This is a genomic window from Clostridium sp., assembly GCF_036642255.1.
In the GTDB taxonomy this organism is placed as follows: Bacteria; Bacillota; Clostridia; order Clostridiales; family Clostridiaceae; genus Clostridium_J.
Genome location: NZ_JAVWDJ010000029.1, coordinates 1 through 18,356, shown reverse-complemented (window position 1 = coordinate 18,356; position 18,356 = coordinate 1). Strand labels below are relative to the sequence as shown.

At 31.0% G+C, this 18,356-nt stretch carries 11 protein-coding genes and 1 pseudogene; all 12 read right to left on the bottom strand.

The genetic code is table 11. The features are described 5' to 3' along the window. Window positions 1-44: 44 nt before the first annotated feature. On the bottom strand, window positions 45-602 hold the full coding sequence (gene rfbC, locus RR409_RS14545; protein WP_332558494.1) for a dTDP-4-dehydrorhamnose 3,5-epimerase: 558 nt from the start codon (window positions 600-602) through the stop codon (window positions 45-47). 349 nt (window positions 603-951) lie between these two features. Continuing rightward, the gene (rfbB, locus tag RR409_RS14540; protein ID WP_332558493.1) at window positions 952-2,001 is read right to left on the bottom strand and encodes a dTDP-glucose 4,6-dehydratase; all 1,050 of its coding nucleotides are present in this window, start codon (window positions 1,999-2,001) and stop codon (window positions 952-954) included. 261 nt (window positions 2,002-2,262) lie between these two features. Next, window positions 2,263-3,144 (bottom strand): glucose-1-phosphate thymidylyltransferase RfbA, encoded by an 882-nt coding sequence (gene rfbA / locus RR409_RS14535; RefSeq protein ID WP_332558492.1) that lies wholly within the window; start codon window positions 3,142-3,144, stop codon window positions 2,263-2,265. Window positions 3,145-3,784: 640 nt separating this feature from the next. Then, window positions 3,785-4,111 (bottom strand): hypothetical protein, encoded by a 327-nt coding sequence (locus tag RR409_RS14530; RefSeq protein ID WP_332558491.1) that lies wholly within the window; start codon window positions 4,109-4,111, stop codon window positions 3,785-3,787. A gap of 261 nt (window positions 4,112-4,372) precedes the next feature. Beyond that, entirely contained in the window at window positions 4,373-8,446 is a 4,074-nt protein-coding gene (locus tag RR409_RS14525; RefSeq protein ID WP_332558490.1) for an AAA domain-containing protein, read from the bottom strand. Window positions 8,447-8,797: 351 nt separating this feature from the next. Beyond that, window positions 8,798-9,985: an EpsG family protein gene (locus RR409_RS14520; protein ID WP_332558489.1), complete on the bottom strand. Its 1,188-nt coding sequence runs from the start codon at window positions 9,983-9,985 to the stop codon at window positions 8,798-8,800. A gap of 225 nt (window positions 9,986-10,210) precedes the next feature. Next, the gene (locus RR409_RS14515) at window positions 10,211-11,323 is read right to left on the bottom strand and encodes a glycosyltransferase family 4 protein (protein WP_332558488.1); all 1,113 of its coding nucleotides are present in this window, start codon (window positions 11,321-11,323) and stop codon (window positions 10,211-10,213) included. Window positions 11,324-11,773: 450 nt separating this feature from the next. Then, window positions 11,774-12,640, bottom strand: coding sequence for a LicD family protein (locus RR409_RS14510; RefSeq protein ID WP_332558487.1), 867 nt, complete (start codon window positions 12,638-12,640; stop codon window positions 11,774-11,776). 228 nt (window positions 12,641-12,868) lie between these two features. Next, window positions 12,869-13,927 (bottom strand): polysaccharide biosynthesis protein, encoded by a 1,059-nt coding sequence (locus RR409_RS14505; RefSeq protein ID WP_332558486.1) that lies wholly within the window; start codon window positions 13,925-13,927, stop codon window positions 12,869-12,871. Between the two features lie 19 nt (window positions 13,928-13,946). Continuing rightward, window positions 13,947-15,839 (bottom strand): nucleoside-diphosphate sugar epimerase/dehydratase, encoded by a 1,893-nt coding sequence (locus tag RR409_RS14500; protein WP_332558485.1) that lies wholly within the window; start codon window positions 15,837-15,839, stop codon window positions 13,947-13,949. A 976-nt stretch (window positions 15,840-16,815) separates the two neighbouring features. Continuing rightward, a complete protein-coding gene (wecB, locus tag RR409_RS14495; RefSeq protein ID WP_332558484.1) occupies window positions 16,816-17,946 on the bottom strand; it encodes a UDP-N-acetylglucosamine 2-epimerase (non-hydrolyzing) in 1,131 nt (376 codons plus the stop codon). A gap of 2 nt (window positions 17,947-17,948) precedes the next feature. After that, window positions 17,949-18,356, bottom strand: a pseudogene (locus RR409_RS14490) (capsular polysaccharide biosynthesis protein CapF); the annotation flags it as partial.

Here is an 18,356-nt window from a genome sequence, read left to right as displayed (position 1 = left end):
AATAAGCCCAAGAGTTTTGATAAAAGTTGGTTTTAATGGTTAAGCTAAAACTCTAATTTTAACTCCTTAAGTGGTAAACCCTTCTTGTCCTTATCCGATAATAGTACCTCTTGAATATCCTCTATTGGCCACTGAATCCCAACTTCCGGATCATTCCATAATAAGCTTCCTTCAAACTCAGGATGGTAGAAATCCGTACATTTATAGATAAACTCAGCTTCCTCGGAAGTAACTAAAAAGCCATGAGCAAAGCCTTCTGGCACATAAAACATTTTTCTATTTTCTTCACTTAAATAAACCCCAACCCACTTTCCATAGGTTTCAGAATTCTTTCTTAAATCTACTGCTACGTCGTAAACTTCACCCTTACTTACTCTCACAAGCTTTCCTTGGGAGTGCTTACTTTGAAAATGCATTCCTCTTAATACGCCTTTTTTAGACTTTGAATGATTATCTTGTACAAATTCCATAGATAATCCAGCTTCTTTAAAGCTGTTATAATTATAGGTCTCCATGAAGAAGCCCCTGTTGTCTCCAAATACTTTTGGTTCAATTATGTAAAGGTCTTTTATATCTGTTTCAATGAAATTAAAATTTCCCATAATTATTTTTAGCGAGAGATTATCTTGTAAATATTAAATCCTCACTAAAACTCACCTCTTTCCTTTTTTACACGATTTTTATATACCCTATTAATGACTTACGAATAATTTCATCTTGTTATAGGTTAAAATCTTATTGCATTCTATATAATAGTTACAAATTTTAAACTAACCCTACTTTATATTATATATGATTAACTATTATTTCAACAAAAATAGCTTGTTTTCATAAAATATTAATTAAATATTACTTCGGAGGTTCCCCCATATTATGGATGCACCTCCGAGGGATTAAAATTTCATGAAAAAACCTCCATCTGAAAGGATGAAGGTTTCTAGTTAAGATTTTCTAATTATACATGGAGTTATAATACTTTTGATATTCTCCAGAAGTTATGCGGCTCATCCACTCTTTATTATCTAAGTACCATTGTATAGTTTTTACTATACCAACTTCAAAGGCAGTTTCTGGATACCATCCTAAGTCTTCCTTTATCTTTGTTGGATCTATACCATATCTTCTATCATGACCTTTTCTATCTTCTACATACTTTATAAGAGTTTCTGTTACTTCTTTATCTACATTTTCATTTAGATATTCTATAACAGTTTTAACGATTTGTATGTTAGTTCTTTCATTGTGTCCACCTACGTTATAAACTTCTCCTAGTTTTCCTTGGTTTAATACCATGTCTATAGCTTTACAGTGGTCTTCTACATATAACCAATCTCTTATGTTCATACCATCTCCATACACAGGTAGATCCTTATGTTGTAGACAATTGTTAATTAGTAGGGGAATTAACTTTTCTGGAAATTGATATGGACCATAGTTGTTTGAACATCTAGTAATATTTATCGGCATTTTATAAGTATCTCCATAAGCCTTAACCATTAGGTCTGCTCCAGCTTTACTTGAGGAGTAAGGACTGTGTGGGTCAAGAGGAGTTGATTCCATGAAATATCCTGTATCTCCTAAAGAACCATATACTTCATCAGTGGAAACTTGAAGATATTTTTTACCTTCTTTCCAACCATCCTTTGTTTCCCAAGCCTTCTTTGCTGCATTTAAAAGATTTACTGTACCTAAAACATTAGTTTTAGCAAAGATTTCTGGCTCTTTTATACTTCTATCTACATGAGATTCTGCTGCAAAGTTCACAAGATAATCAACTTCGTGATTTTTAAATATATCTTCCACTAATTCATTATCACAAATATCGCCTTGCACAAATATGTAGTTTGGGTTATTTTCTATAGTCTTCAGATTTTCTAAATTACCTGCATAGGTTAATTTATCTAGGTTTATAATTTTTATGTCTTTGTATTTATTTAGCATATATATTACGAAATTAGAGCCTATAAATCCAGCTCCCCCTGTAACTAAATAAGTTTTCATGGATGTGTTCTCCTTTATATTAAATAATAAGTTAATCTAAACAATATACGATTTTTATTTTGCATGTGTCCACAATAACTTTCTTAATTATTGTGTTCCTCTATTTTCTCTATATAGAATGCAATAAAGAAGCTACATAAATAACTAATTCTATCATGCATTATCCTTTGTATAAGTTATTTTAAGATACTCTTATAATACAAAAATACTATTGCAACTTATATATTAATCTTTCATCTTAAAACTTCTACTCAACGGATTTTACTTTCCGTTAATCTCATCATTATTAGCAATATGTATTAAGTACTTTCCATACTCTGTTTTAGTTAGAGGCTCTGCTAATTTTAATAATTGATTTTTATCTATGTATCCTTTTCTAAAGGCAATCTCCTCTAGGCAAGCAATATACTGTCCCTGTCTCGTTTGAACTACTTCCACAAAGTTTGAGGCTTCTAGTAACCCTCTATGGGTTCCTGTATCTAACCAAGCCATGCCTCTTCCTAAAAGCTCCACCTTTAATTTTCCTCTTTTTAGATATTCATTATTAACAGAGGTAATTTCAAGTTCTCCTCTATGTGAAGGTTTAACATTCTTAGCTATTTCCACAACTTCATTGTTGTAGAAATATAATCCTGGCACTGCATAGTTAGACTTTGGATTTTCTGGCTTTTCTTCTATGCTTAAAACATTATTATTTTTATCAAATTCTACAACACCAAATTCCTTAGGATTACTTACATGATAACCAAATATAGTGGCTTCATCCCTGTTTACCGCCTTTTGTAATCTTTCTGAGAATCCATATCCATAGAATATATTGTCTCCAAGCACAAGAGCTACTTTATCATCTCCAATGAATTCTTCTCCAATAATAAAGGCTTCTGCAAGACCATTAGGTGCTGCTTGAATTGCATACTGAATGTTTAATCCAAGTTCACTTCCATCTTCTAAAAGTTCCTTAAAATCATTAATATCTCTTTCAGTGGATATAACTAAAATCTCCCTAATACCTGCAAGCATTAGTACAGATAAGGGATAATAGATCATTGGCTTATCATAAATAGGTAGTATTTGTTTTGATACAGATTTAGTTATTGGGTAGAGTCTAGTACCCGATCCCCCAGCAAGTATTATACCTTTCATTTTTACCCTCCTATTATTTACGGATTTTATCTATTTATTTTATATTTTATTTATATTTATATATTATTTTACACCCTGAGATTATAGTCACATCCTAATTATACCACTTAACCTATATTTTTATAGCATAAACTTATTATGATTACATATTACTTCACAATGTTAACAAAATAGCTAATTCTTCTCAAAGTTCCTTAAGTTACATAAATAATTACCAAGCTACTTTTATTCAGCTCCTCCTAATAGAGCCTTAATGGTGTGCTAAGATTTTCTTTGCATCAAAGTGTCTTCATATTAAACTTATAATGAATGATTTTCTACATATAACCTATCTCTTATGTTCATACCATCACCATACACAGGTAAATCCTTATCCTGAAAATTATTAAACAATTATCCTGAAAAACACGGTTGAAACTTACCTAATATTATAAAAAGACTACTGCTTTTTTAAAAAAACAATAGTCTAACATTTATTTAAGTTTTAGTATTCCAAAAGTTTCTTTAAATAATAATCAAGTTCATTTTGTTTAAGACTTTGGAAAGAGATTTGACTCTCACCAAAGTTTTGCTTACCGCCGAGGACTCCCACCTAAAGAGGCCGGGAAACCTATCCTTCCAAAATGTCATTAAGTCCTATTTAAGAAACTTCTGCCACCTCTGAGAAGTGGTAATTATCATTAACTATATTCTTTAACGCTTCTAAAGAATTCTCTTGCTTATCATTTTCTTCTTTATGATTTTTTTCTCCAATCCAACGTTGGAAAGTTGTAAATAGCTCTTCTCTAAAATATCTTGAGCTAGTCTTTGGAAAGCTATCTAATGGTGTAAATCCAACTTCCTTAGCTTTTTTTACTTCACCTTCGTTATATTCAAAGTAATATTTACTATTTCTAAAAGAAAGTTCTCCTACATTAAAGTTGTCACCACTTTCACTTTTCCAAACTAATCTTAATGTATTGTTCATAACTGTTGCTCCTTCTAATCTATATTTGTTCCATGATTATATTTTCATGATTTTATATAATTGTACCACTGATTTTTCTTTTTATCTTATTCTTCATTCATCTTATTATATTATTATCAAAATCCATGATTAAAATACGTCCACTCAATGTAAAATATTGGGTGCACCTCAGAGATATAAAATTAAGAAAAGGAAACTCCCACCTGCTATAGATGGGAGTTTAACCTTGCAAAACGAAGATTTTTCAGGCAAATATTAGAACTACCTCAGAGGTGCAATTACCGCTTCTTTGTTTAGATAGAACTCGCTACTTCTAACCTTTAAGAACTTCCATCCTGCTCTTTCTAAGGTGTGCTGAGCTGCGTACTCTTCTTCATAGCTATAAGGCAGGTGATTGTTCTTTCCTATGCATTTTAAAGCAAGCTTCTTCTCTCCATTAACTATGAAGTCTATAGTGTATTTACCTATTTTAAAATGAGGAGTCAGGGCTATCCCCTGTTTTGTAAACTCTTCTTGAAGATCTTCCTCAAAGGAAGAAAGCAATAAGGTTACTGCTGCTTCACTTTCAATTTCTTTATTTACAGTGTAGTTTTCCATGTAACATAGCAGTTCTCTTCTTACACATTTAGGGCTTAATTCTTCTGGATCTACAGAGTGGAATAGCCACATTTGATTTTTAGCACGGCTAGCAGCTACGTTAAATCTTCTTGTATCAGAGTCCTTTGAAAGGGCTGCGAACTTTACATTGTTTCCTACCACCATGGTGAGGAATATGATGTCTCTTTCATCCCCTTGGAAGGAGTAAGCATCTCCGCATACAAGATTTCTTTTCACCATTTCTTCTATTCCTATTTTTTCTATAAGCATATTTTCTATAAGTTCCGCTTGTGGTTCTCCAAGAAGAGATATTACTCCCATGTTCATCCCTTCATAAGCTGGGTCTTCACAACATTTCTTTATGGTTTCTACAATCTCATAGGCTTCCTTGATGTTTATTGGTTTATTTCCATCCCTAAAGCCTTCTTCTATTTTTACTGTTTTTATAGGAGCTAAAGCATTTTCATTTAGAGAACATCTTAGTGGAATTATCTCCTTCGAATAACATAGATTATTACTAAAACCTATGATATCTTCTAGGGACCTAAAGTGTTCCTTAAGCACCAACCTATTTGGAAATACTCTTAGCGCCGTGTTGTATAAACTAGTTTTTAAATCAAACCATTGTTTATGTGGAATATCCTTAAGATGAAGATCTATAAGTTCTTCTACCTTTTCAGCATTTTTACCAATAGCCTCTGGGCTAATTTGCTTTTCATCTCCAACTATTACCGCCCTTTCAGCTCTCATTAGTACACTTAGAGCTGATACATCACTTTGGCTGCTCTCATCTACAATTACTACATCAAATAAGTTTTCATTAAGCTTTAAGTTTTCAATAACCCTATTAATAGGCATGATCCATACTGGAATTACATCCTTACAATTTTCCATTTCACTTTGAGCAATTTTTCTATACTTAACAGCTTGAGAGCCTGTGCCCTTACCAATCCTCTTTATAGCTTCCATCCAAGTGAATAAGCTTCTTTTTTGTGCTTCTGTAGTTCTTTGAATTTGATTATACCAAGCTTTCTTTGCAACAATTTCCCTTACAAGTTGATTTTCTCTTATGGTTTCCTCATATAGGGACTTTTCTATGGTTTTTACATCTATATTTAATAGGGTTTTTATATGGCTATTAAAAGCTGCATACTTAACTGCTCCTTGAAAATCTTTATATTGCTCCTTTAAGTTTCCGCCCCTAAAGCTTTCCAAGGACATAGTAAGCTTAGGACAGGTTTCCTTTAATCTACTTCTTAACTGCTGGAGCTCCTCTAGAGATTCGCTATGCTTAGAAATATAAGCTATATTCCCATAATATTTCTTTATATAATCTAAATTTAACTCACTAATCTTTTCACATAGTTCTTTAAACTCAGGGTATTTGTTAAGATTCTTCTTTATTTCTTCTAAGGTATTTTCATAACCTTCAAATTCTCTTATAGTATTTAAGCTCACCATGACACTTTTTAAGTATTCATAGGTTTTCCTTTTGTAAAAGTTAAGCTCACGATTAAACTTCTTCACCTTAAGAAGATTTAATATTTTATTTTTATAATCCTCTTCAAAGTTAAGTATATTTTCAATATCCTTAGTGAATCCATCAATTATAGTTAAGTAGTTTGACTCCACTGAAGTTATTAAATGTCCACCACACTCTTTTACAGAAGCATTATAATAGTTTCTGATTCCTTTTTCTAGTTTTATCAGTTCCAAATAATCCTTTAAAACATTGCTTTGATCTAGGGAAGTTATGTTCTCGCCATCAATAAAAACTTGTTGAAGTATATAATTTAAGTCCTTATGAAAGATCTTAAACATAGGTCCAATTTTACCCTTAGAAACTAATATACTGTGGATTACCTCAAAATCTTTTTTGAGTTTTATAATATCCACATTTTCAGGAAGTACAATTTTATATTTGTTTATAGTAGCCCTTAGATTATAAATTTTCTCTAAGTCTCTTTTTATATTTATAATGAATTCATTCCAGAAATTCTTCTTTGATCCATTTTCATAAATACTATCTAAAATTCCTTCCATCACTGTATCTTCATATTTTTTTAAAACCTCATTGGCAGTTTCTATAGTATTAATTAGATTAGAATTTGTATAGCTCGTATTTTCTTTATCATACCAATCACTGACATTTCCCCTATGGACATATATACTTTGTAATAAGGTTTTATAACCTTCTATATTTAGTATTAACTCACTTAACTCCGGAAGCTTATCTATATTCTCTTTAGCTTTATAGTATAGTTCTATAAGCTCCTTAGAATGAACAGAATGTAATGATATCAAAGTATCAAACTCTTCATTACTTAAAAACTCTTTCATATCTAAAGTTATTTCATCCTCAATATAAGAAAGAGTATTACAGTTTTCTTTCAAAAACTTAGCCATATCTGCCACATAATAATTATTTCCGAGGTAATTAACTATAGAATTTTCTAAAGTATAAACCTCTTTTAAGTTATTTAATAACTTTTGTTGACTTTCCTCACACTGTCTTAGCTTATATTTCAAAAGTTTATATTCCTTTTTAAGCTCTCCTGTATCCAAGGATAGATTTTCTGTGATTTTTCTTACTCCTTCATCTAAGTCTTCCATAGCCTTTGAGTCATCTCCAAGGATACTCATACATAGAGATTTTATCTCCTGTGGTATTTTATTATTTAATACCTTTAATGCTCTATCTGTTTGACTGGTAACAAGAACTCTTTTTCCATGAGCAAGAAGATGGCTTATTAAGTTAACTATAGTATGACTTTTTCCTGTACCTGGAGGTCCTTGTACTACTACCCCAAAGTTTTCACTAAGCCTTTTTGTTATTTCTTTTTGTTCCTCATTATAAGGTAGTGGAAATAGTAATTCTTCCCCTATTTCTCTCCAAGACTCTCTTTCTTCTTCTGAAAGAGAAAGAGTTTGGTCTGTAATTAACGCTTCTATGGTTTTAGGTATCTTAAAACCCTTTTTTATTTCTTCTATCATAGAGGTTAATTCCATATTCCAAAGCCTAGTGTCTACCTTTCTAAAAATAATCACAGGCTCATTATATATATTAATTCCACCTTCTCCTTCTAAATCAAGGAGAGATTGTACCACATCGTAATTAATATTAGCATTTAACTTAAGCGCTGAAGTAATCTCCACAATAGCTCTTTCAACTTCTTCTTCATCTCTAGGGTTAACTCCTAGGGACTTTATTCTTGAAGCAGTATTTAAAAGGTTTTCCAATGAAAAATCAAAGGAATTTATGGATTGCGAGGATTTATCACTTTCTATCCCTTGTGCTTTTATTTCTCCTTGTAGCTCTGATAGCATATCTAGCTCCACATTAGTTACATTGTTATAAGGCTTTAAAGTGAAAATGGACTTTTTCTCATTAAAGGTTAAATCCATCTTTGTAGTTAATATTGGATGAACTACTGTTGTATCACTTAACTTACCCACAAATAGTCCATGTCCATAAATTACTTCTAAGTTCTCACTGTTTTTCTCTAGATTTAAAAACAGCTTTGAAAATTTATTATAAACGTCCTTGGATTCCTTTGTTATTTCAATCCAATTATCATTATCTTCACTATTTATAAGGGTTATCCCTTCTAAGGTACATAATTCATTTTGGAAAAACACTTCTTCATAATCACTTATGTTTCTTACTTTTTTATCATTAATAGTTTTGATACTATGTAAATAGTTAAATATCTGTAACACCTTATGATTGACTTCCAATTTTACCCCTCCGTCTTTGAAATACATCTAACAAGCACTTCTTCTATTATAAAGTAAATTCTTTAATTTTAAAAGAATAGGATACTTATACTATGTGAAAACACCAGGAGTAACCCAATTACATGAACACACTTGAAATTATGTCCTATGTAAAGCTACTACCAATTTTACATAGCAAAAACGTGCTTATGTACGTCCTTAAATATAACTTGTACAAAATCGTAATTTTTACACTCACCCTGAAGTCCAGTTACCCCAGGGCCTTTCAGTGACTTCTTAATAAAAAAGTTGAATTTTCTACACATTAAAAAAACTAAGGAAACCTATCAGCATTTCCTTAGCTCTTATATTTTATGGCATTTCACCCATAGCTTTTGAAGTAACACCTTTTAGTTTATAGAGGAAGTATGGTCTCTCTCTATATTTCCAAATACGTGATGTATTTAAATCAAGAACTGTCATGTATGGATATTGAGTTACTGTAATATCCCCATAATAGTCTCCTTCCTCAAGGAAACCTGCTAGGTTTTTATATAGTAATCCAAACATTAATACCATTGTTATTCCCCAAAGCTGAAGGGTTTTCCATTTAAAATTAGCTTGTCTTAAAAGGAATATGATATTTGGTATTAATATCACTTCTAAAGCCTTCATATAAACTGACAATCTTGCGGACATTAAAGAACTCTTCATTGTTAATATATATAATATGAATCCAATTATATATATTTTCTTCAGGAATTTTGTATTCTCATCTTCTTCTACTTTTGAGGCGAAGTATAAAATAAGTGCAAGGAATACAAACCTATTACCAAAGGCCAATATAGGTATATCAAGCAATCCCCAGTAGGTTAAAATCTTCTGTTGTAAAAAGGTTGGCAATAAGTTTATTACCATCATATCTACATTTAAAAGCATTAACACTATGGCTCCTATAATCATTGCTGCATAAACTTTATAGGATATTTTTAATTTTTCAATTGGTATTAATATTAAAGTTATTAATATGGAAATATGCATTGTAGCTCCAAACAGGGTTACAAGTATAAATTTCAAGTATTTCTTTTCTTTAAACAGTGTAAGCCCTATTCCTAAAAATATTGCAAGAGCTAACCCTTGTCTAAGTCCATTGAATACGTAAATTAAATAATATAGTACATAAAAAACTGTTAGTGAAGCTATTGGCATTTTTGAATATCTTTTAATGAATCTATATATTAGACCCATAGTTACCACAGCTAAAAACATTATAAAAATTTCATAACTTAGGTGAAGAGTTCTAAAAATGGAACACAACAGTAAAAATCCTTGCTCTCCATGGATATCTAAAGCCTTTATGGTTGAAAACTGAGCTAATGGTGGTACTCTATAATATATGTACCCATAGGCAAAGTAGTCTCCTCCTTGACCATATCTATGAGATGCTACTAATAATAAAAATACAAATAAGTAGTTAAAAGATAAAAAGCGGAAGGTTTTACCCTTAAGCTCCAGGTACGATAAAAAGCACAACGCAATTAATATTAGTATATAGAACATTCTATTCTCCTCTTAAATAAATTATTAAGTTGATCTCACTAGCTAAAAATAACATATTCTATAACCTACAAAGTTCATTAAATAATGAGCAAATCCATTTTGCTCCACCACTTCCGAAGGTGAATAAAACTTCCATAAAAGTTTATTTTTTAGCCAATCACTCCCTATCTAAAGAAGATTGGAAAGCATTATTACAAATTATAACTTAATAGATCTTCCAATTTATTATTTTTTATCTGATACAATATTATATAATCTTGAAACAAAGTTTTCAGAGCTGTATTTTTCTATAGCACTGCTATAGTTGTTTCTAATGTACTGTTCTAAATTATTGTTACACTGCAATAAAGCATCTTTAATGCTATCTACATTTTGTGCTTCACAAACTCTTCCATTAACCTTATCTTTAAATATATCTCCTATTCCACCCTGATATGTGGTAACTATAGCTCCACCCATAGTCATGGCTTCTAAAATTGAAATTGGCTGTCCTTCATTTGGATAATAAGTAGGAAGTGCAAAAATATGTGCATTTAATAGCATCTTTCTCTTTTTATCACCACTAACTACACCATGATAAGTTATATTTTCACCAAGTTTCTCGAAACATTCTTTTACTTGTTTTTCAATACCTGACTCAATCATTCCAGCCACATGTAGATGGAAATTTACTTTTTCTTCTTTTAACTTTATACAAGCCTTAAGAAGATGAAGAATACCCTTTGTTTCCATTAGGTTACTAAGATATATTATATTCATAGTATTTTCAGTGTTTAGCTTTTTTACTTTTACTTCTAATTCGTCTTCTTTAATTATGAATTCAGGTTGGACTCCATTTTCACAAACAAAAACCTTATGATCTGGAACTATACCATGGAACATTTTTCTTAGGGATTCTCCTAACACAATTACTCCATCACATTTGTTAAAATGGCCTTGAATTTGCTGTTGTTTTTCCTTAGTTAATTCATCATACATCTTTCTTACAAATCCACCATGAAAATGAATGTAACAAGCTGTATTCATCATCTTAGCTACATTTATAAATGGCACATATTTCAAAAACCCGATATAGCTTTGAGCTGGTGTTATGTACACCACATCATATTTGTTGAATATGATGTTTTTAACCCCCTTACCTATGGGCACTAAGCTTTTTAATATCTTCTTTATATTAAACTTACCCTGGCCGGATAAATTATTAACTTTTTTTTCGGTATCACTATCTATGAAATCTACATGGTGACCTTTTTCCATTAGCCCAGTGAGTATCATTTGGTTTGCTATGGTTTGACCTGTTATTGGATCTGGAAAGGGTCCTATCATCAATATCTTCAAAAAAATCACTCCTCAAAGTAACAAATATGTACTTAACAATATTTTGTATCATAAAAGAATTTAAATACCTTAAATAATGAAAAAGTACATTTAGTTTTACACTTTAGTTTATAACAACATAATACCTTAAATCAATATATTCAACAAGTTTTATGTTGGAAATAGTACCTTTTCTTATATTTTTTTAATTAAAGCCTAGTTTATCATCTTAAATATTGCTATAAAAATACAAGTGCTATACATATTACCTATAAAATGTATAGCACTTTACTTATTAAATAATGAACTAGTTCATCTTCTTCAACTATTTCTCTCAGAAGCTTTAACTCCTAACAAAATCACTTTGAGTTAAAATCTACTTTTCTTACGAAAACTCCCGCCTTAAATTTGATTAAATCTCAAACTTATTTAAACACAGAAGGGATGGCAATTTATCCTTTCAAAATAACCTTAAAGGTAATTTTCATTTAATTCCTTATACTCTTGTTCTGTAAGATTAGTTTTTAAAACTATGGCGTGAGAAGGGGTTCTTTTATCTTCTGGTGGTAACTCCATATAGCTACCATATAAGGTTTGTAAATAACTGTGATAATCCTTCGGGATATAAAAATTTATTCCTTCGAATTTTCGCTGTTGCAAAGGGAAAACAGTGTCTTCTTTATGTTTTATATAAAAAGGAACTTCTACTCCATATCCCATATAATCTTTCTTTTCTTCTTTTCCATTAATTCTCTTCTCTAACTTTGAAGAAAGCTTTATTAAGGTGCTATAATCCACAAAAAATAATATAGAAAATATGATTTTACAAAATAGCTTGTACATATTCTTTGCTAAATTTTTAGAAAAAGGCTTAGTAAAAGGTGCTTTTTTTAGCCAGTAGCTAACAAATAGGTTGTTTATAAGCTTCTTATATCTTTCTTTTTTTCCACCTACTTCATAAAAATCCATAGGAAATATATCAATAAACACTCCTGTGTGACCTTTTTCATATTTATTTGATACTAATATGCTGTTTCTATCTCTTACTTTTACCCAAGTGTTTTGACTGTGTTTGTCACTTTCAAAGCTCTGAAGGAACAAGTCTTTAGATAGTTCACTTTTAGCAATTGCAATAAACTTATCATAATCTTCTCTAGGCATACAGATATCTAAATCATCATCCCAAGGAATAAATCCATCATGTCTTATACAGCCTAATAAGGTTCCTGAATCTAACCAATACTTTATGTTATTTTCTCTACATATTCTATCTATTTCTACCATGATATTAATCATTATTTGTTGCAATGCTTTTAAGTCATTATTTGCAGTATCCATTTCCTAATCACTTCTCCTCATTAAATAATGAATAAGTTCATTAATCCTTTTTATGCTTGTTATTTTTCTTTAGCCGTCTTACTGACCTAAAACTATTATAGCTTGTGGACATATATCCCACAAGCTATAATTATTTTCCAAACTTTAAGTTTTTATGATTATCTCAAGGCATCTTCACTAAAATAGATCTAACATCTTTATGTTTTTTATTTTATTTAAGATACTTAATTATACCAATTCATTAGCAGCTTCATCTAAAGCTTTGCTTCTATTGTTGTAGCTAGCCAATTCTTTTCTTACATAAGGTAAGCTTAAGAACATTTCTTTTAGTTCTTCTATGGTTACACGGTGTGTGTTATCAGAATTATATTCATCTAAGTATTGGATTTCTTCATTTCCTTCTGTGAAATACTTAGCATAATTAAGATCTCTAGTATCTGCAGGGACTCTGTAATATTTTCCCATATCCTCTGCTTTTACCATTTCTTCCTTTGAAAGAAGAGTTTCATATTTCTTCTCTCCATGTCTTGTACCTATAACTTTGAAGTCTATATCTGATTTAAACAATTCTTTTATTGCAACAGCTATTTGCTCAACAGTAGATGCTGGAGCCTTCTGCACGAAGATATCTCCTTGTTTTCCATGTTCAAAAGCATGTAGTACTAAGTCTACAGACTCTTCAAGAGACATTAAGAATCTTGTCATGTTTGGATCTGTAAGAGTTAGCGCATTTCCTGCTTTAAGTTGATCTACAAATAGTGGAATTACAGAACCCCTTGATGCCATTACATTTCCATATCTTGTTGCACAAAATACAGTTTCGCCTTCATCTGCCACTCTTGACTTAGAAATCATAATTTTTTCAGCCATTGCCTTTGACATTCCCATTGCATTAACTGGGTAAACTGCTTTATCTGTACTCAATAGTATTACTTTTTTTACTCCATTTGCTAGCGCTGCATTAAATACATTTTCTGAACCTGTAATATTTGTTCTCACAGCTTCCATAGGATAAAACTCGCAAGAAGGTACTTGCTTTAAAGCTGCAGCATGGAAAACATAATCTACACCCTTCATTGCATAACTGATACTATTGTAATCTCTTATATCTCCAATATAGTATTTTACTTTATCATTTTTAAGAGTATTTCTCATATCATCTTGTTTCTTTTCATCTCTACTGAAAATTCTTATTTCTTTGATATCTGTATCAAGGAATCTCTTTAATACTGTATTACCAAAGGAACCAGTTCCACCAGTAATTAATAAAACTTTATCTTTAAACATATTCTTTCACCTCAAATAATTATTTTTCCTCATCGCAACTAATTGTGGTAACAGCCACCTTTTCATTGGTGCTTCTATTATAAGTTGGCACAATTTCCTCAACTTTATCCATGATAGCAGCATCATTTTCTTCTTTAATAATTTCATCTAACTCGTTAAATCTTATTCTTAAGTCATTTATATCACTAAATGTAGGTTGACCAACAAATATTTTATCATGGCCTGTCTTTTCTAGACCTTCTTCTGCCATTAAAAGCTCCTCATAAAGCTTTTCACCTGGCCTTAATCCTGTAATTTCAATGTTCATATCCTTGTTTGGAGTGAATCCTGATAATTTAATTAAATCACAAGCAAGATCATAAATTTTTACTGGCTTACCCATATCTAATACAAATATTTCTCCACCCTTTGCATAAGCCCCAGCTTGAATCACTAGTTGTGCAGCTTCTGGAATCAACATGAAATATCTAGTGATATTTTTATGAGTTACAGTTACTGGACCGCCTTCTGCAATTTGCTTTTTGAATAGTGGAATTACTGAACCATTACTTCCTAATACATTACCAAACCTTACTGCTACGTATTCTGTTTCACTTATCTTATCCATAGCTTGTATGATCATTTCACAAATTCTCTTTGTTGCACCCATGATATTTGTTGGGTTTACAGCCTTATCTGTGGAAATAAGTACAAATTTATTCACTTTATACTTGTTTGCACATTCTGCTACATTTAAAGTTCCGAATACATTGTTTTTAATAGCTTCTGTTGGGTTTCCTTCCATTAGAGGCACATGTTTGTGTGCAGCTGCATGAAACACAACTTCAGGCTTATAATTTTCAAAAATACTTTCTAATCTTTTTCTATCTCTTACAGAAGCTATAAGTACTCTTAAATTTAGCTTCGGAAAATTTCTAATAAGTTCATTTTGTAAGTCATAAGCATTATTTTCATAGATATCAAGAATCATTAATTCCTTAGGTGAGAAGTTAGCTATTTGTCTACAAAGTTCAGAACCGATAGAACCTCCTCCCCCTGTAACAAGAACTCTTTTTCCTGTAAGGTATTCTGAAATCCCTCTATGGTCAAGCTTTATAGGATCTCTTCCTAATAAGTCCTTCTCATCTACATCTCTTAATTGATTCAAGGAAATATTTCCACCTATAAGTTCATAAACCCCTGGTATGGTCTTAACCTTTGCATGAGTTTCACTACAGGTTTTAATAACTTCCGCCTTTTCTGTGTTTGACATACTTGGTATTGCAAGCACTATTAAATCTATTTGCTTTTCCTCTACCACTCTCTTTATGTCATCTCTATCTCCTAAAACCTTAACACCTGAAATCACAGTGCCCTTTTTTTCTTTGCTATCATCAATTAAAGCTACAGGATTATATTTCATCCCAGGATGAGTTTTCATTTCCTTTATTACCATGGCTCCAGCACTTCCTGCACCAATTATCAATACGTTTTTGAAGGTTTCCTTATCAATCCTATTAAAGGTTCTTGGGAATCTTCCATATATTCTAAAGCAAATTCTAAAGCCTAAGGTAAACATCATTATAAATACACCTGCTAGCATATTGATTTCCCAAGTTACCCTGTTTCCTGGCTTATTAATTAAATATATTATAACTGTAGTTGCTATAGTAGCTGCATAACACCCTATAATTCCCAGCAAAAACTCCTCTGTTCCTGCAATGGCCCATATACTTCTATACATTTTAAATACATAAAAACTTATGAGATAAACAACTATTATTAGTGGGATAGTTCTGGATAAAATACCTAAATGGGTTTGTAGTAAAACCGGGTAGTCAATAAGTCTAAAATAGTAGGACAACAGATATGCTGCTATTATGGACAATATATCTACTACAACAAACATTAACGTCTTTGATTTATTTATCATGAAAAGACAAGCCTCCTTAACCAATTACAACCTTATATAATCAACAAGTTTATTAGCTTCAATGATTTCTCTGTGAAAATTTAACTTCTAGCAGAATTTTACTCATAAATTTACTGACATGTATAAGCAATTAAAGCCGCAGCAAGTTGCTTAGGTCTAACAACTCAGGACGCAGATTTACACTGCCGCCAAGGCGATTTCCCTAGGCTGAGTAGCTCCACTTGTAGAAGCTGTCAGACTTGAAGCTTCCATAATGTTGTTAAAAACCCTCACATGCCAGTAAACACCTAATCATAGGAAATTTAAATCTAATAATATGTTGTCCAATATTGTTTAATTATAAAACACTTTAGCGTAAAAAACTATGGTTTTTCCTAGAATATACTCCTTTAATCTCTCTAAATTGATTAATAGTATTTTTTCATAGTTCATAGAACTTTAATGGATATTCAAATATAATCTTCGATAATTAAGAAATAATAAGCAAGGTGATTTCTAAATCACTTTATATTTTTGTTAAAAATTTAATTGCTTTGTGAAAATCCAAAATAATTTTACCATAAGTTATAGTAAGTTGAAAGGTTGTAATAGGTTTATTTATGGTTATAATTTGTTATATTAGGTAGAAAACAATAGAAAACCACTGATTTTCAAAGAATATAGGATGATACTTGAAATAACCTGGTTACTTTCCAGAAATTTTTACATAAATCGAGAGTGTACTCTCTCTACACCAACTTGCAATATGCTTATGAAATTTCTATTACTTCTAATTTTCCTCACATTAATTATGATCACTTTTCTTCAATAACTAAAAAATGGAGCTGTAGTGATTTTCTACAGCTCCATTATCTTTATATTAGTGATTTTTCACTTGTTATTGCATATTAAAATTCTTATATAATCAACAAGTTCATTTTGTCCAACCACTTTTAGGAGAAGATGTAAATCTACCTAAGTTTAAACTACTTGAATATTATTGTTCCTTATTCCATACAACTTTATTGATTATCTTTGTATAGCTTTGTATGATTTTAACAACTTTTACTGATACGTTAGTATCCTTATAGTCATGTGCTAATAGAACTTCTTCATCATTAGCTTTCATATCTCTTGATAGTTGTATAGATTGAACTATGTCTTCAGTAGTTATTCCACCTACAATTACTGAACCCTTATCTAAAACCTCTGGTCTTTCTGTGCTAGTTCTGATCAGAATTCCTGGGAAATCAAGCATAGCTGACTCTTCACTTAAAGTTCCACTATCAGATAGTACGCAGAAGGAATTCATTTGAAGTTTATTGTAATCTAAGAATCCAAAAGGTTTTAATTGTCTTATTAGCGGATTAAACTTAATGTTCTTTTCCTCTATTCTCTTCCAGCTTCTTGGATGAGTTGAGTATATTATTGGCATATTGTACATTTCTGCTACTTTGTTTAATGCCTCTACAAGAGAAAATAAATTCTTATCGTTATCTATGTTTTCTTCTCTATGAGCGCTTACTAAAATATAGTTATCTTTTTCTAGTCCTAATTTACTTAAAACATCAGATTCCATAATTTTATCCATGTTCTTAGTTAGCACTTCCTGCATTGGTGAACCTGTAACAAAAATGTGTTCCTTTCTGAAACCCTCACTTAAAAGATATCTTCTGCTATGCTCTGTGTATGGTAAGTTTATATCACTTATATGGTCAACAATTTTTCTGTTGATTTCTTCTGGCACGTTTTGGTCAAAACATCTGTTTCCAGCTTCCATATGAAAAATTGGTACTTTAAGTCTCTTTGCAGCTATTGCACTTAAACAGCTATTTGTATCTCCTAATATTAAAAGAGCATCTGGTGCTTCTTGTTTTAATATTTTATAAGAAGCTGAAACTATATTTCCCATAGTTTCTCCTAAGTCATTACCTACAACCCCTAAGAAGTGATCTGGCCTTCTTAACCCTAACTCTTCAAAGAATATATCATTTAAGGTGTAATCATAGTTTTGTCCTGTATGTACTAATACATTGTCAAAGTATTTATCACAAGCTTTTATTACTTCTGATAATCTTATTATTTCAGGTCTTGTTCCTACTATGGTCATTACTTTTAATTTTTTCATTTTTATACCTCCAAGTACATAGTGTCTGGTCTCTCTGGATCAAATATTTCATTTACCCACATAACCGTTACCATATCAGTTTCACCAGTATTTATAATGTTATGAGTATAGCCTACTGGAATATCAACAACTTCTAGATTTTTTCCACTAACCTTATACTCTATTATTTTATCACTATCAATTTTTCTAAATCTAATTACACCTTCTCCACTAACCACTAAAAACTTTTCATTTTTAGTATGATGCCAATGATTTCCCTTTGTTATTCCTGGCTTAGATATATTAATAGACACTTGGCCTCTATCATTACTTTTAATAAACTCAGTAAATGAACCTCTATTATCTATATTCATCTTTAATGGATATTTAAAATCATCCTCACCTAAATAGCTTAAGTAAGTACTATATAA

Excerpts from the sequence above, each read along its gene's own strand:
- rfbA (WP_332558492.1), bottom strand. The coding sequence starts at position 3,144 with ATGAAAGGTATAATACTTGCTGGGGGATCGGGTACTAGACTCTACCCA.
- RR409_RS14500 (WP_332558485.1), bottom strand. The coding sequence starts at position 15,839 with ATGATAAATAAATCAAAGACGTTAATGTTTGTTGTAGTAGATATATTG.
- RR409_RS14505 (WP_332558486.1), bottom strand. The coding sequence starts at position 13,927 with ATGTTTAAAGATAAAGTTTTATTAATTACTGGTGGAACTGGTTCCTTT.
- rfbB (WP_332558493.1), bottom strand. The coding sequence starts at position 2,001 with ATGAAAACTTATTTAGTTACAGGGGGAGCTGGATTTATAGGCTCTAAT.
- RR409_RS14530 (WP_332558491.1), bottom strand. The coding sequence starts at position 4,111 with ATGAACAATACATTAAGATTAGTTTGGAAAAGTGAAAGTGGTGACAAC.
- wecB (WP_332558484.1), bottom strand. The coding sequence starts at position 17,946 with ATGAAAAAATTAAAAGTAATGACCATAGTAGGAACAAGACCTGAAATA.
- RR409_RS14510 (WP_332558487.1), bottom strand. The coding sequence starts at position 12,640 with ATGGATACTGCAAATAATGACTTAAAAGCATTGCAACAAATAATGATT.
- RR409_RS14520 (WP_332558489.1), bottom strand. The coding sequence starts at position 9,985 with ATGTTCTATATACTAATATTAATTGCGTTGTGCTTTTTATCGTACCTG.
- rfbC (WP_332558494.1), bottom strand. The coding sequence starts at position 602 with ATGGGAAATTTTAATTTCATTGAAACAGATATAAAAGACCTTTACATA.